The organism is Campylobacter concisus, from assembly GCF_001891085.1.
Classification (GTDB): Bacteria; Campylobacterota; Campylobacteria; order Campylobacterales; family Campylobacteraceae; genus Campylobacter_A; species Campylobacter_A concisus_O.
Genome location: NZ_JXUP01000005.1, coordinates 44,470 through 59,038, shown reverse-complemented (window position 1 = coordinate 59,038; position 14,569 = coordinate 44,470). Strand labels below are relative to the sequence as shown.

At 37.2% G+C, this 14,569-nt stretch carries 16 protein-coding genes; 4 read left to right on the top strand and 12 right to left on the bottom strand.

The features are described from left to right. Together fbaA and TH67_RS04915 are read right to left on the bottom strand one after the other, a co-directional pair. Entirely contained in the window at positions 1-1,065 is a 1,065-nt protein-coding gene (fbaA, locus tag TH67_RS04920) for a class II fructose-bisphosphate aldolase (protein WP_072594616.1), read from the bottom strand. Positions 1,066-1,080: 15 nt separating this feature from the next. Next, positions 1,081-1,899 (bottom strand): peptidylprolyl isomerase, encoded by an 819-nt coding sequence (locus TH67_RS04915; RefSeq protein ID WP_009294116.1) that lies wholly within the window; start codon positions 1,897-1,899, stop codon positions 1,081-1,083. 95 nt (positions 1,900-1,994) lie between these two features. Between TH67_RS04915 and nth the strand changes: the two genes are divergently transcribed. Continuing rightward, on the top strand, positions 1,995-2,627 hold the full coding sequence (gene nth / locus TH67_RS04910; RefSeq protein WP_072594615.1) for an endonuclease III: 633 nt from the start codon (positions 1,995-1,997) through the stop codon (positions 2,625-2,627). Here the strand turns inward: nth and dsbD are convergent. After that, positions 2,620-4,350 carry a protein-disulfide reductase DsbD gene (dsbD, locus tag TH67_RS04905; protein ID WP_072594614.1) on the bottom strand — a complete coding sequence of 577 codons (1,731 nt, stop codon included), beginning with the start codon at positions 4,348-4,350 and terminating at the stop codon, positions 2,620-2,622. The two genes, nth and dsbD, sit on opposite strands and share 8 nt — an antisense overlap. Positions 4,351-4,455: 105 nt before the next feature. Between dsbD and ppk2 the strand changes: the two genes are divergently transcribed. Then, positions 4,456-5,265, top strand: a complete 810-nt coding sequence (gene ppk2 / locus TH67_RS04900; RefSeq protein ID WP_072594613.1) for a polyphosphate kinase 2 — start codon at positions 4,456-4,458, stop codon at positions 5,263-5,265. A gap of 51 nt (positions 5,266-5,316) precedes the next feature. Here the strand turns inward: ppk2 and TH67_RS04895 are convergent, their stop codons facing one another. The 4 genes from TH67_RS04895 to TH67_RS04880 all read right to left on the bottom strand — a co-directional run bounded on the left by TH67_RS04895 (position 5,317) and on the right by TH67_RS04880 (position 9,113). Further along, entirely contained in the window at positions 5,317-5,748 is a 432-nt protein-coding gene (locus tag TH67_RS04895; RefSeq protein ID WP_072594612.1) for a trehalose-6-phosphate synthase, read from the bottom strand. A 125-nt stretch (positions 5,749-5,873) separates the two neighbouring features. Next, positions 5,874-7,748 (bottom strand): molecular chaperone DnaK, encoded by a 1,875-nt coding sequence (gene dnaK, locus TH67_RS04890; RefSeq protein ID WP_072594611.1) that lies wholly within the window; start codon positions 7,746-7,748, stop codon positions 5,874-5,876. A 31-nt stretch (positions 7,749-7,779) separates the two neighbouring features. Continuing rightward, positions 7,780-8,322, bottom strand: a complete 543-nt coding sequence (gene grpE / locus TH67_RS04885) for a nucleotide exchange factor GrpE (RefSeq protein WP_072594610.1) — start codon at positions 8,320-8,322, stop codon at positions 7,780-7,782. Continuing rightward, positions 8,319-9,113, bottom strand: a complete 795-nt coding sequence (locus TH67_RS04880; RefSeq protein ID WP_072594685.1) for an HrcA family transcriptional regulator — start codon at positions 9,111-9,113, stop codon at positions 8,319-8,321. The genes grpE and TH67_RS04880 overlap by 4 nt, the downstream gene beginning before the upstream one ends. A 347-nt stretch (positions 9,114-9,460) precedes the next feature. Here TH67_RS04880 and TH67_RS04875 point away from each other — a divergent pair, with 347 nt between their 5' ends. Beyond that, positions 9,461-9,706 carry a DNA-binding protein gene (locus TH67_RS04875; protein WP_072594609.1) on the top strand — a complete coding sequence of 82 codons (246 nt, stop codon included), beginning with the start codon at positions 9,461-9,463 and terminating at the stop codon, positions 9,704-9,706. After that, the gene (locus tag TH67_RS10340) at positions 9,707-9,880 is read left to right on the top strand and encodes a hypothetical protein (protein WP_021091517.1); all 174 of its coding nucleotides are present in this window, start codon (positions 9,707-9,709) and stop codon (positions 9,878-9,880) included. 105 nt (positions 9,881-9,985) lie between these two features. On the opposite strand, the gene kdsB is transcribed toward TH67_RS10340, so the two are convergent. The 5 genes from kdsB to TH67_RS04850 are packed head-to-tail and all read right to left on the bottom strand — an operon-like array spanning position 9,986 to position 14,564. Next, positions 9,986-10,699, bottom strand: a complete 714-nt coding sequence (kdsB, locus tag TH67_RS04870) for a 3-deoxy-manno-octulosonate cytidylyltransferase (RefSeq protein ID WP_072594608.1) — start codon at positions 10,697-10,699, stop codon at positions 9,986-9,988. Further along, positions 10,696-12,159 (bottom strand): threonine synthase, encoded by a 1,464-nt coding sequence (thrC, locus tag TH67_RS04865; protein WP_072594607.1) that lies wholly within the window; start codon positions 12,157-12,159, stop codon positions 10,696-10,698. The genes kdsB and thrC overlap by 4 nt, the downstream gene beginning before the upstream one ends. Next, positions 12,156-12,470, bottom strand: a complete 315-nt coding sequence (cutA, locus tag TH67_RS10795; RefSeq protein WP_072594606.1) for a divalent-cation tolerance protein CutA — start codon at positions 12,468-12,470, stop codon at positions 12,156-12,158. Before cutA ends, thrC begins: the two co-directional genes overlap by 4 nt. A 50-nt stretch (positions 12,471-12,520) precedes the next feature. Continuing rightward, on the bottom strand, positions 12,521-13,441 hold the full coding sequence (locus TH67_RS04855) for a tetraacyldisaccharide 4'-kinase (protein WP_072594605.1): 921 nt from the start codon (positions 13,439-13,441) through the stop codon (positions 12,521-12,523). Beyond that, positions 13,434-14,564, bottom strand: coding sequence for a DegT/DnrJ/EryC1/StrS family aminotransferase (locus tag TH67_RS04850; RefSeq protein WP_021091466.1), 1,131 nt, complete (start codon positions 14,562-14,564; stop codon positions 13,434-13,436). The genes TH67_RS04855 and TH67_RS04850 overlap by 8 nt, the downstream gene beginning before the upstream one ends. Positions 14,565-14,569 lie beyond the last annotated feature (5 nt).

Below are 14,569 nucleotides of genomic sequence, written 5' to 3'. Positions count from 1 at the left end.
TTAGTTCCTATTTAGGCAGTTTAAGTCGCTAAAAGCAGTCTGAAGACGCTTAACCATGCTCTCCTCGCCACTTCTTAGCCATTTCCTTGGGTCGTAGTATTTTTTATTTGGCTTATCATCGCCCTCTGGGTTGCCGATCTGACCTTGCAAGTATGCTCTATTTTTAACCTCATACTCACGCACGCCGTCCCAGAAAGCCCACTGAGTATCAGTGTCAATGTTCATCTTGATAACGCCATAACTTACAGCATTTTTGATATCTTTTAGCTCACTGCCACTACCGCCGTGAAATACAAAATTTACTGGCTTGTCGCTTTTTGTGTTAAATTTCTTAGCGACATAGGCTTGTGAGTTTTTAAGAATTTCTGGTCTTAGCACGACATTGCCCGGTTTATAGACACCATGAACGTTGCCAAAACTAGCTGCGATGCTAAATTTATCGCTTATCTTGCTTAGTCTTTCATAAGCAAGCGCGACATCCTCTGGCTGAGTGTAAAGAAGTGCGTTATCAACGCTTGTGTTATCTACGCCATCTTCTTCGCCACCAGTGACGCCAAGCTCGATCTCTAGGCTGATGCCAAGCTCACTAAGCTCTTTTAGATACTTCTCGCATGTGCTTAAATTTTCGTTGATATTCTCTTCACTAAGATCAAGCATGTGAGAGCTAAAAAGTGGCACGCCGTGAGTTTTTTTATACTCATGACTTGCTTTTACTAGCTCATCTATCCAAGGCAAAAGTTTTCTAGCAGCGTGGTCAGTGTGTAAAATGACTGGCACGCCATAAGCCTTAGCAAGCAGATGAACATGTTTTGCTCCAGTGATTGCACCAAGAACGGCTGCATTTTCGCAGGCTTGACCAGCGTAAAAACCTGCACCGCCATTACTAAACTGAACGATAACAGGCGAGTTAGCAACCTTTGCCGCTTCTAAAACAGCATTTACTGAGTCGCTGCCTACGACATTTACAGCAGGTATTGCAAAACCTTGCTCTTTGGCATAAGCATAAAGTTTTGTTACATCATCTCCGCTTAAAACACCAGGTTTTACGATATCTAAAACGCCCATTTTATCCTCCAAATTTTATTTGTATTCTATCTTTGCTTTTTGGCGTAGAGCTTCACTTTTTTGTCTAACAGCAGCTTGGAATTTCTCCATTTTTACAGCTTGCTCGATCTCTGGTTTTGCTTGTTCAAAGCTTACAGTGCCAGCTGCCTTGCCATCTTCTTTTAAGATAACATGATAGCCAAACTGAGTTTTAACTGGTTTTGTTGAAACTGTGCCATTAGCCATTGAAAATGCTGCGTCTGCAAAAGGTTTTACCATTTGGCTTTGACCAAACCAGCCAAGCTCGCCGCCGTGTGCTGCTGAGCCTTTGTCGATTGATTTTTGGCTTGCTAGCTCTGCAAATTTCTTAGTTAGAGCCTCGCCTTTTAAATTTTTAAGTTGAGCGATGATGTCGTTTGCTGTTTTTTCATCTTCAACCAAGATGTGTCTTGCTCTTGCTTGAGCTGGTTGATTCATACTAGCTTTGTTTTTGTTGTAAAAATCTCTTAAATCGCTATCGCTTACCTTTATACCGTCAAATAATTTTCTCATATAAAGCTCAACTGCGATGCCTTCTTGTGCAGCTTTTACAGCCTTGATGTAATCAACATCTTTTTCAATGCCTGTCGCTTTTGCGTCTTTTAAAAGAAGTTTTCTGTTGATTAGATCGTCGATTATACGTTTTTTCTCATTTGGTTGAAGCTTGCTAGCGTCAAAACCTGGCATAGCCGCTGATAAAAGTGCTGAGATATCGCTATCGTTTATAGCATCGCCATCAACTGTTGCAACTACTGCTGCATTTAGAGTGACAGCTGCAGCTAAACTTAAAACTGCTGGAAACAAAAATTTTTTCATATAAATCCTTTAAAAAATTGATTTTATGGGCAAGATTATATCAAATAAAGCGATAACTTTTCATTTAACTTAAGAAAATAAGATAAAATACGAAAATGAGAACAAAAAAAGATATTTTAGAGATAAAAAGAAGACTTCTAGAAGAGTTTAAAGACGCTAAAAGCGAGCTTAAATTTAGAAATTTATATGAGCTACTTGTCTGTGTCATGCTCTCAGCTCAGTGCACCGATAAAAGGGTAAATTTGATCACCCCTGCCCTATTTGAGGCTTATAAAGATGTCTATGAACTAGCTAGTGCAAATTTAGCGAGTCTAAAACTAATGATAAACTCGTGCAGCTTTTTTAATAACAAAGCGGTAAATTTAATCAAAATGGCAAACAGCGTGGTTGAGCTTTATAATGGAGAAATTCCACTTGATGAAGAGAAGCTAAAAGCGCTTGCTGGAGTTGGGCAAAAGACCGCTCATGTCGTGCTTTTAGAAGCTACAAATGCAAATGTTATGGCTGTTGATACGCACGTTTTTAGAGTGGCGCACAGACTTGATCTTAGCCATGCAAAGACGCCAGAAGCCACTGAAGCTGATCTTAGCCACGCCTTTAAAACAGATCTTGGCAAGCTTCATCAAGCCATGGTGTTCTTTGGACGTTACACCTGTAAAGCCAAAAAACCGCTTTGCCATGAGTGTATTTTAAATGATCTTTGTAATAGCAAGGACAAGGTTATTTAATCTTCTCAAGCTTTGCTAGAAAATTTTTAGCATCTATAAAGCCGATAGTTCTAAGAAATTTTAGCTCATCGCCACCACTAAATAGCAAGAGTGCAGGCGGATCAATAAGCCCAAAATTTCTTAGCATCTCATCATTTTGTGATCCGCCATTTGTTACATCGATACGAATAAGTGCAAAATTTGCCAAAGCATCTATAACGTCACTATCTTTAAAAGTGATCTTTTCTATCTCTTTGCAGCTTGCACACCAATCAGCATAAAAATCTACTAGAACGGGTTTGGTTGAGTTTTTTATTACCTCATTTAGTTCATATAAATTTTTAACAGAATTAAATTTTAATGCACTATCACTTTTTGCCAAATTTAGTCCAGAAAGCGGAGAAAAAGCCTCCTTTGAGCCTAAAAATGAACCGACTATTAGCATAACTGAATATATAAAAACCAAGATAAAAAACGCTTTTTTAAACTTAGCCCAGCTTTGCTCTGCTACTTCAAATGCCCCAAAATAAACCGCCATAAAAACGCCTATAATGCCATATCCTAATAGCTCAAAAAATTCTCCAAGCACACGTGCAAGGATCCAAACTGCCATGATGAGCATCAAAAAACCAAAGATTTTTTTCACCTCATCCATCCAACTACCAGGTTTTGGCAAGAGCTTTCCAGAGCTTAGCCCAATAATAAGCAGTGGCACTCCCATGCCAAGCCCCATGACAAAAAGCATAATGCCACCATAAAAGATATTTCCACTTTGAGCGATATAAAGAAGTGCGCCAGCTAATGGTGCTGCTACACAAGGCGATACGATGAGAGCTGAGGCAAAACCCATAATAAAAATTCCAACATAGCCTGAACTATTTTGCGATTTTTTACTTATCAAATTTTCAAATTTCGCTGGCAATTTTATATCATAAAATCCAAACATACTAAAGCTTAAAATGACAAAAATGGCCGCAAAAGTGCCGAGCACATAGATGTTTTGCAAAGCTCCTGCGATACCAAAGCCAAGCAGACTAGCCGCTACTCCAGCTAATGCGTAAGCTAGGCTCATCGCGACAACATAGATAAATGATAGTAAAAAGCCTTTTTTTGCATTTAAATTAGCACCTTTTGAGACGATTATACTTGAAAGTATCGGTATCATCGGAAAGACGCAAGGAGTTAGTGAAAGCAAGAGACCATAACCAAAAAAAGTAAGAAGCGAGATAAAGAAATTTTTATCTCCAAGCCCATTTGCGATATCTTGCTCGCTAGAGAATTCTTCAGCAAAGCTGTCGGTATCGCTTTTTTGCTCTTTTTTAAAAGTAGCGATGCTAAATTTTCCAGCTTGGTCAGTTATCTCATAAATTTTACTTTGTGGACGGTAACAAATGCCGTTTTTAGCACAGCCTTGATAGTTAATGTCAAGTATTGCTTTGCCATTTAAAAGATTTTCTTTTACCAAATTTAATGGGATAAAAATCGAAAAATCTTTTGGATAAATTTCATATTCTCCCGTATTTTCACTACTTGGCAAATTTAATAGCTCATTTATCTTTTTGCCAGCTAGCTTAATCTCAAAACTCTCTTTATAAAGATAGATATTTTCACCAAAGTTAAACTTCACTTCAACATTTTGACTATCAACGCTTGGAGTTAAAACAAAGGCTTTGCTAACATCTAAAACCTCGGCAAAAAGCGAGCCTGCAAACAAAATGAGCGAAAAAAGAAATTTTAAAAACATACTAATCCTTGCTAAATTAAAAAAGATGATTTTAGTCTAAATTCTTAAATTTATTCTATTTTATTGTAAAATCGTGAAAATATGTGAAATTTTAAAGGAGCAAAGATGTCAAAAGACAAAAAACACCAAAAAAGTGAGAAACTTGGCTATGAGGAAGAGCTTAGACTGCTTCAAATTGAACTTTTAAAATTTCAAAATTACGTAAAAGAAAAAGGCCTTAGAGTACTTATGTTAATGGAAGGGCGCGACGCAGCCGGCAAAGGAGGAACGATAAAACGCCTAACTGAGCATCTAAATCCAAGAGGTTGCCGTATAGTAGCGCTTGCTAAGCCAAGTGATGTCGAAAAAACGCAGTGGTATTTTCAAAGATATGTGACTCATCTACCAAGTGCCGGAGAGATCGTAATCTTTGATAGAAGCTGGTACAATAGAGCTGGTGTTGAGCCAGTAATGGGCTTTTGCACGCAAGAAGAGCATAAGGAATTTTTACGTGAAGTGCCAAAATTTGAAGAGATGGTCATAAACTCCGGCATAATTTTCTTTAAAATTTATCTATCAATCACAAAAGATGAGCAAAAAAAACGCTTCAAAGAGAGGCAAAATGATCCGTTAAAACAGTTTAAAATTTCACCCGTTGATCAAAAAGCACAAGAACTTTGGGATCAGTACTCTATCGCTAAATATTCTATGCTTCTTGCCTCTCACAATAGCATTTCACCATGGGTCATCGTCTCAAGCGATAACAAAAAAGAAGCTAGGCTAAATGTCTTTAAATTTATCCTAAGTCACGTTGAATATCCAAAAAAGATAAATGATTACTTAGAATTTGACAAAAACGTCGTAAGAGATGGAAGTGAAGAGATAAAACGCATAGAAGAAGGGCTAAATAAAGATAAGTTAAAGAGTATCGATTAAAGAATTTTTAACTTCTAGCTGGCGATTTGCTTAGATTTGCTAGCTAAATTTTTAAGCCCACCACATTACTTTTGCTAAAATGACCATTATTAGGCAAAGCACTAGAGCTATTAAATGTGAAAATTTACCAAATGGATCAGGCTTTTTTAAAATAATGACATTAAAAACAGAGATAAAAGTTACAAGGCACATTATGAGTAAAACAAAAATTTTTACAAGCAATAGCTTTTGAAAGTTGCTTTGCCACCAGCCAAGCTCGCCTCCAAAATAGTCTTTTGCCATATAAGCGCCACTTATTAAAAGCAATAAAAATGCCGTGCCAAAAACCTTTGCACTACCTTTTGTGTAGGCTTTTTTAACTATTTCAAGGGTTTTAGTATCAACCGTTTTTTTAGCAAATGGATATATACAAACATCGAAAAATACGTATCCTATAAATACAATGGCACAAATTAAATGAGTAATCAGAAAAAATAAGTACATTTTTTGCCTTTTTGTTTGGCATTATATAAATTTTAACTATTTAAAATACTTATTTTGAATCAATTTTAAGAATTTATGAAGATAAATTTATAAAAGAGCAAGGCAAGTGCCCTGCTCTAGGAGTTTTACTCGACTTCAGCGTCTATAACATCGTCGTCTTTTTTATTATTTCCGCCGTTTGCTCCAGCGTTTTCATCTTTTTTATACATAGCTTCTGCTAGTTTATGGCTAGCTTTGCTTAGAGCTTCTACTTTAGCATCGATTTGCTCTTTTGAAGAATTTTCATCTTTTAAGACCTCTTTTAGATCGTTTAGCGCAGCTTCGATGTTGCTTCTATCCTCAGCTGGGACCTTCTCGCCAAGCTCGCTCATGCTCTTTTCAGTTTGATGAACTAGTGCGTCAGCTTGATTTCTAGCCTCAACTGCGTCTTTGCGTTTTTTGTCCTCTTCTTTATGAAGCTCAGCATCTTTTACCATATTGTTTATCTCTTCTTCGCTTAAGCCGCTTGATCCAGAGATAGTGATGTTTTGAGCTTTGCCAGTTGCTTTATCTTTTGCTGAAACGGTTAAAATTCCGTTTGCGTCGATGTCAAACTCAACTTCTATTTGAGGTACGCCTCTTGGAGCTGCTGGGATGCCTTCGAGGTTGAAATTTCCAAGTGATTTATTATCTCTTGCAAACTCACGCTCACCTTGTAAAACCATAATAGTAACCGCACTTTGATTATCTTCAGCAGTTGAGAAGACTTGGCTTTTCTTAGTTGGTATGGTTGTACCTTTTTCGATGATCTTTGTCATCACGCCGCCAAGTGTTTCGATACCAAGGCTAAGTGGAGTTACGTCAAGAAGTAGCACATCTTTTACGTCGCCTTTTATAACAGCGCCTTGGATAGCAGCACCGATAGCTACGACCTCATCTGGATTAACGCTCTTATTTAGCTCTTTACCAAATGCCTTTTTAACCTCTTCTTGAACGAGTGGTACACGAGTTGAGCCACCGACCATTACGACCTCTTTGATGTCGCTTTTATTTAAACCAGCGTCTTTTGTTACCTCATTTATCTTAGTGATAGTCTCGCCCACAAGTGAGTCGATCATGCCCTCAAATTTAGCACGAGTTAGCTTTTTAACAAGGTGTTTTGGACCAGTCGCATCAGCTGTGATAAATGGTAAATTTATCTCAGTCTCTTGAGCTGAGCTTAGCTCTTTTTTAGCATTTTCAGCTGCTTCTTTCAAGCGTTGAAGTGCCATGATATCGCCTTTTAGATCGATACCAGTTTCGTTTTTAAACTCACTTACTAGCCAGTCGATGATCTTGTTATCAAAGTCATCACCACCTAAGAATGCGTTACCACCGGTTGCCAAAACTTCAACGATATTATCGCCAGTTTCAAGCACTGTAACGTCGAATGTACCGCCACCTAGGTCATAAACTAAAATTTTCTCAGCCTCTTTTTTATCAAGACCATAAGCAAGTGCCGCAGCTGTTGGCTCGTTGATGATACGAAGCACGTTTAGTCCTGCGATCGTTCCAGCCTCTTTTGTAGCTTTTCTTTGGCTATCGTTAAAGTATGCAGGTACGGTGATAACCGCGTCTGTTACCTTTTCACCAAGATATGCTTCAGCGTCTTCTTTTAGTTTGATGAGAATTTTTGCTGAAATTTCTTGCGGAGTATAGACCTTACCAGCGATCTCAACCGCGCAAGCGCCGTTTCTATCTACGACATGATATGGCAAGCGAGCCTTTGCCTCTTCAGCATTTTTTTCATTGCTCATCAAACCCATGATACGTTTGATAGAATATATCGTTTTTTCAGGGTTTGTAACTGCTTGACGTTTTGCAACGTCACCTACTAGAATTTCACCTTTGTCTGTAAAAGCAACAACAGATGGAGTTGTGTTTTTACCCTCTTTATTTGGGATAACCTTGCTCTCGCCGCGCTCAAAAACGCTCACACAAGAGTTTGTTGTACCTAAGTCTATACCTATAACTTTTGACATATTTTTCCTTTATTAGATTTATTTTTTAAATTTAGTTTGCCACACTGACCATAGCTGGGCGCAAAACCCTACCATTTATCATATAGCCTTTTTGTAAAGCTTGCACGATCTGACCGCTTTGCTTCTCCTCGCTATCGACCCTTAAAACAGCATTATGTACATTTGGATCAAACTCGGTATCAGTTGCGATCTCGCTCACGCCATGCTTTTCAAAGCATTTTTTAAACTGATTTATAGTTATCAAAATACCCTCTTTGATCTTTTTAGCAAATTCATCATCCTCTGGATCAAAATTTGCAGCGATCTCAAGAGCATCGATGACTGGTAGCAAGTCCCTAGCAAATTTCTCATTTGCATAGCTTGCAACGTCTGTCTTTTCTTTTTCATAACGCTTTTTGATATTTTCAAACTCAGCATTTGCTCTATAATATTTATCAGTTATCTCCCCGAGCTCTTTTTCAAGTTTTTCAACCTTTGAAATATCGCCAAGTGCGTCCAAATTTACACTATCATTAGCTAGTTCTTGCACAGGCTCAACCTCAGGTAGGTTTTGCTCTTTTACCTCTTCGCTCACGCAGCCTCCTTTATTAGATTTATAAATTTCACATAATCAGTATAAATACTGCCAGCACAGATCATCTGTGCTTCGTTGCCAAGATAGTTCGCACTAAATTTGAGGCCCATAAAATTTTCATCAAACATAGGAGAAAATGTAAGTTTCTCATCCATTTGTAAGCTAAAACTTGGGTCAAAAACCATCTTAAAACGTCTATCCTTAAACATATCAAAGGCTAAAATTTCGTTTTCTTGGAAGTAAATTTTAGTCCTTTTAAGCTCTCTTATTTTACTTTTTAGTTCGCTTAAGCCAACTTGAGAGCAGATAAGCTCAAGCTTGTTTAAACTAACTCCAACAAGATTACTTAAAAATTTATACATCCTAGCATCAAATTTAATAACGATCTCATCTTCGCCAAAATTTAAGATCGTATATCTATCATTTAAATTTAAAATTTCTAGCAATTCATTATCGATTGTGCCAAAAATCATACAATAAAGTTCAAATTCATCACATAGCTTTTTCAGCCCTTCGGCATCATTTATCTCTAAATTTATATCGCTTATAGCAAAAATTTCACTCCAATATCTTCTCATCGCTGCAATTGTTGGGATCCGACCGCCACTAATGTGAAGCTTTGTAATCTCGCCCTCATCTGAAAGCTTTTTGAAATAAACGCGTATCGTAGAAGCCGGAATAGCTGCGCTCATACGAGAACCAAGCTCATTTGAACCAATAGGCATATTGTCCTGCAAATAAGCCTCGATGATAGAATTTAGTATCAAATCACGTTTATTTGTTTTACTCACTTTTAGCACTCTTTCTTTTTAATTGCTAAGCGGATTATACAACTTTAGTTTATCAATGTCAAGTATTTAAGTTAAAATAATTTATTTATATATATTTAGTCTATATAACTAAGCTTTTTTAATATTAATTGCATAAGCCTTTCCGAAAATAAAATTATAATAAACAAGTAAATAAACTTAAAAGTCTTTTATATTGCTTCTACTTTTTAATATTTCTATACGTTATTACGTATTAATATAATGTTTTATAGTATAATATATAATATTTTTTAATTTATTTATACGTATTACTATTATTTATATATTATTTTATGTATATTTAATAAAATAATCCGTATAATAATTTAATGATTGAAACAAGTGATATATTTAATTTGCTTCACAATGCAGTTGAGGCAAAAAATATCGGTAAGAAAATTTCACAAGCAAAAATGGCAGAAGAGCTTGGTGTACCAATGAGAACATATCAAGATTGGAGGCTTGGCAACTCAAAGCCACAAGCTGCTGCTGCAGTTTGCAAACTTCTTTGTGAGCTTGACGACGATGAAATATTATTTGTTATCAATAAGATGAGAAAGTTATTAGGAAAATAGATGGAAAATTTGACACAAAAAGAGAGAATAGACCTTGAGAGTGTGTTTGCAGCTATCTGCACTAAAAAAGAGCCTAAATTTTTAGGTTTCTATAAAGACTTTTACTCGAGTGCAATTTTAAAATTTTACGTTGTTAAAGACAGAATTAAAAAAATAAAAATCAAGAAAAATTAGTTTTATATTATTTGAGCAGAAAAATATTTTTTGCTGCATTTAAAGATTAATAATTTAGATAAATTCTCCTTAAATATTGACTTTATTTAAAGAGAATTTGCCGACTTATTTCTTGCCAAATTTAGCTAGCGCTCTTTGGTAGTCCTCTTCACTATCGATACCGATACTTTGGCTCTCAACCTCTAGCATCGCTATCTTTTTGCCATTTTCTAGGGCACGGAGCTGCTCGAGCTTTTCGGTATTTTCAAGGCTTGAAGGCATAAGAGCACAAAACTCTTTTAGGCTCTTTACGCTGTATCCGTAAATGCCAAGATGAGCCTTATAACTTTTACACTCGCTTCTGTTAAATGGTATCCTAGATCTTGAAAAATAAAGTGCATATCCCTCAAAATCAGTCACCACTTTAACTAAATTTTTATCATCTGCAAACTCATCGTCCATCTTTTTATAGCAAGAAAACATAAAGGCTTTCCCTTTGTTTTGCTCACAAAATGCCCTAAATTTAGCGATATTTTCAGGCTCGATAAATGGCTCATCAGCCTGAACATTTATGATGATCTCGCTCTCGCTTAGCCCCAAAATTTGCGCTGCTTCGTTTATCCTATCAGTCCCACTTTGATGATCTTTGCTAGTTAGTACCGCTTTTATGCCGTGGGCCTTGGCGATATCTAGCACACTTGGCTCATCCACAGCAACCGCTACATCATCCACGCCACTTACTCTAAGAGCCGTCGCCACAAACATTGGCACGCCATTTATCTCTTTTAAAATTTTATTACTAAACCTTGTTGAGGCAAGGCGGGCTGGGATGATTATCATCGCTCGATCCATTCTAGGACGCACTTCTCGATCTCGTCCTCTTTTATGATATTTTTGTGTAAAATTTTCGCGCTAAATAGCGAGTTTATCGAGCTTGGCACGCTGTCATTTAAGATTTTAGCAGTCTTTGCGAGCGCATCTTTTTCATCTTTTGTATTTGTAATCTGGCACGCCTTGATCATGCTTGGCGTAAATTTCACCCAGTGCGCGGTCGATGTGATGACGTTTATGCGGCCAGCATCTACCATTTTAAAGCAAGTAGCCGTATGCGGATCGATCGCGTAGCCGCCTTTTGCGAGCTTTGCGATGTATGCCTCGCACTCTTTGTCGTCGCACCAGCTGGCCTCAAAGTCCTCTTGTAGCGCTTCAAGCTCTTGCTTGCTAAGCTTATAAAATTTATTTTTAGCTAGGCTTTGCATGAGCTCATTAGTTCTAACGCTTCCAAATTTATCAAATAGTAAGCGCTCGACGTTTGAGCTGATCAAAATGTCCATCGCTGGGCTTATCGTCTTAACCAGCTTTTTGTCCCTGAGGTCGTAAACGCCGGTGGTAAAAAACTGCGTCAAGATATTGTTTGCGTTTGAAGCGATCTTGATCTTACCGATCTTTGCGCCCATTTTTTTAGCGTAATACGCCCCAAGTGCGTTACCAAAATTTCCACTTGGCACGATAATGTCAAAGCTCTCGTTTGCCTTAAGCGCCTTTTGCTTTAGTAAATTTGCGTAGGCGTAGGCGTGGTAGATGATCTGAAAGAGAATTCTGCCAAAATTTACCGAGTTTGCCGCGCTTAGTTTAAGGCGCTTTTTCTTAAGCTCAGCCTTAAATTTATCATTTGCAAGCAATGTTTTTAACGCTCTTTGAGCGTCGTCAAAGTCGCCTTTTATGCCAAAAACCTTTAAATTTTCACCCTGCATAGTCTGCATCTGAAGCTTTTGCACCTCGCTCGTGCCACCATCTGGATAGAGGCAAACGACCTTGATATTTTCGTCGTTTGCAAAGGTTTGAAGTGTCGCAGGACCTGTATCACCGCTAGTTGCACACATGATAAGGTATTTTTCGCCTCTTTCCTTTGCTAGCTGGCTAAGAAGTGAGCCAAAAGGCTGAAGCGCCATATCCTTAAATGCCCTAGTTGGGCCGTGATATAGCTCGTTTACGTATAAATTTTTATCTATTTTTTTAAAAATGACTGGGTGCTTTGGGTCATCAAAGCTTGCGTATCTCTTGACTGCCTTTTTGAAAAACGCCTCTGGCACATCAAATTTAAATAGTGATATGATATAAAGTGCGAGTTTCTCGTAGCTTAATTGTGAGAGCTCTTGCCACTTTGGTTTTGTTATTTTTGGAAGCTTTTTTGGCGCGTAAAGTCCACCATGAGCGGAGCTTGGGCTAAGCATGGCTGTGCTTAAATTTACATTTTTTACCTTTTCATCTTTCACGCTTCTTGTCGGTGTTAGTCTCATTTTTTACCTTTTTTGGTTGATTTTTTTATCCATTTTTCATATTTTTTAAATACCTCTTTTGGCTTAAGTGCCAAAATTTCTGGGGTTTCGTAGCTGTGGTGCTTTCTTATAAATTTAGCCACCTTTTTAAATTTCACGTCCGTTTTTATGAGTAAAATTTGCTCTTTTTCATCGCAAAACTCTTCTTGCCAAAGATAAAGGCTCTTTGCACTAAAGCTACTCACGCAAGCTGCAAGACCCTTTTTCACAAGCTTTTTACTTAGTTTTTTTGCCTCTTTTTTCTTTGCGACTGAGGTGACTAAAATTCTCATTTTGATCTAAATTTTCCTTTTAAAAAGTGGCTCATTATAACAAAATGGGCTTAAATTTGCTGCGCCAAAACCTTTTTAAACTCTTCGCTTAGCGTAACTTCAAGCGTTACAAGCGATACTCTCAGCCCAAAGTCCTTTGCCTTTACATAGTCCTTTTGCGTCATCAAAAGCGAGGTGGCACCGTAGCTTTGCAAAATTTCACTTAGTTCATCTTTTGAAAAATTATAATGATCAGGAAAAAAGACGCGAGCTACACACTCATTAAAAAATGGCTTGAGGCGCTCTGGGTTTGCTATGGCCGTTACTAGAACCATTTTTTCACTTTTATTTAAAATTTCACTCTTTCTAAAGTGAGTTTGCCCTTCAATCGCTATAAAATCAGCAAATTTATAAAAGTTAAACGGATACCTATAAGCTCCGCTTGGTAGGCAAAATTTTAGCCTTGGCTCAGGATTTGGACGCACTAATATGTCAAATTTGGTTATGTCAAATTTAGAAAATCCGTCATCAAGTAAGATATACTTCGCACCATGCTCTTTGGCATATTTTATAGCTAATTTCCTATCTTCGCTTACTATCACATTTGCGCTTTTAAGGCTTGTAGCGTATATCATCGCCTCATCGCCACTTGCTACTACGTCAAGTAAAATTTCGCCATTACGAGCGACAACCTGCATGCCTTTGCTCTTTCTTTTATAGCCTCTAAGAATGATAAAAGCTCCCTCGAAATTTTTAGCAATTGCCACGCAAAGCGGGGTCTTACCACTTCCTCCAAGTGTCAAATTTCCCACACTTATTATCTTTATGCCAAAGTCTATTTTTCTAGCAGTAAATTTCTTAAAAATAACAATAAGAAAATAGATAAAACTTAGTGGCAAAAGTAAAAATGCTAGTAAAATTTGAAAGAAATTTGGGCGAAAGAAGTAATCGTTCGCCCAAGCATGCAAGAAAATATTTAATTTCTTAAACACGAGTTTTAGAAATTTCTTTTACTTTGCTGCAGATGTATTGCACCTCTTCGTCACTCAAACTATGATAAATAGGCAGTGACAACACTTGCTGATAATTTTTTAAAGCATTTGGAAAATCATTTACTTTAAGCGAGTATTTGTTTTTGTAATAGCTTAGTAAATGTATCGGTATGTAGTGCAATGATGTGTGAATGCCGTGTTCCAAAAGCTCTCTAGCAAAGCCATCACGATTTTTATTTATCTTAATAATATACTGAGTATAAATGTGCTCGCGTTTTTTGACAGGGATCGTTATATTGTGGCACTCACCAAGCTCTTTATCATAAATTTTTGCGATCTCTTGTCTTCTTTGTATGAGCTTATCTGTTCTTTCTAGTTGCGCAATAGAAAATGCTGCATTTATCGAGTTTATATCATACTTTAAGCCAATATCTACGACATCATAAATATAACTCAAACTACCGAATTTATCAATGCCATTTACAAGGGCATAGTTGCGAAGTAGTTTTGCTCTTTTATAAATTTCCTCATCGTTTGTCGTAAAAAATCCAACCGTTGATATAGGATTTTGTACACGAGAATGTGTTTGAAAGCATGACAAAAAGGAGTCTGAACCAACCTTTTTACCATTGTATGTTAGTCCCATACCGCGGTTTGCATCATCTAAAATTTTTACACCGTATTTCTCACAAATAGCCGTTATCTCGTCCATCCTGGCACTTTGACCTGCGATATGAGAGATAAAAGCACATTTTAATTTTTTATGATTTTGCTCTTTTAGCACTTTCTCAAGGGCGTCTGGGCAGATGTTAAAATCTTCTTCATCAACATCCACAAAAATAGGTTCAGCATCAAAATGTCTAACAGCTTGTGCAATGCTAGGAAAAGCATTTATGGAGCAAATGACCTTATCTCCGCGTTTAGTGTCAAGCGCGCTTAGTGCCAAGTGATGTGCGGCTGCGATATTATTTGTGGTAACTACAAATTTTGCACCAAAATACTCTTTTAACTTCTCTTCAAATCTAGCAACGATATTAGTAGTATTTTCAGAGTGCAAAGCCTCCTCAATAAGCTCACTTTCACGCTCAGTGATAGTTGGTCTATAAAACGGAATCTCTCTCATCTTTA